This window comes from Vibrio sp. 1402, from assembly GCF_033340275.1.
This window is the reverse complement of record NZ_JAWOWE010000651.1, coordinates 1-532: the sequence shown is the minus strand read 5'-3', so window position 1 is coordinate 532 and position 532 is coordinate 1. Positions and strand designations below refer to the sequence as shown.

At 40.0% G+C, this 532-nt stretch carries 1 protein-coding gene; it reads right to left on the bottom strand.

The genetic code is table 11. The features are described 5' to 3' along the window. Positions 1-45: 45 nt before the first annotated feature. On the bottom strand, positions 46-532 hold a 487-nt coding region (locus R7044_RS27755), incomplete at its 5' end, for an OmpH family outer membrane protein (RefSeq protein ID WP_225456305.1).

Genomic DNA, 532 nt, shown 5'->3' with positions numbered 1-532 from the left:
GGTAATTGTCGCCAACTCGGCTAATGTCAATTTTTTCATAACTTCTTATTTTAGAGCTTTAATTACGTCTTCTGAGATATTGTATTCTGGTTTGCCGTATTGCAGTGCAGAAATATCAATAACTAGGTCGTAACCTTTTTTGTCTGCTACTTTCTTCACAGCATCTTGGATTGTTTTGAATAGCTTCGCTTTCTCTTCTGCTTCACGACGAGCGCTTGCTTTCTCTAGAGCTTGAGCTTTTACTTTGTATTCGCTGTCTAGCTTCGCGATGTCGATACGCAATTTCTCAATTTCTTCCTGACCTAGAAGTTCACCATCACGTTGTAGTTTTTCAATCTTGGTTTTAGCTTGCGCTTGAATTGATTTCAGTTCATCAGCTTTGCTCTTAAAGTCTTTCTGCATTTTTTGTAGAACGACTTCACGTTGAGGAAGAGCTTGGAAAACTTGAGCAGTGTTTACGTAAGCGATTTTCTGTGCAGCTTCGGCTGCGTTTGCAAACATTGAAGAGCTCAGTACAAGAAGGCCAATCCCA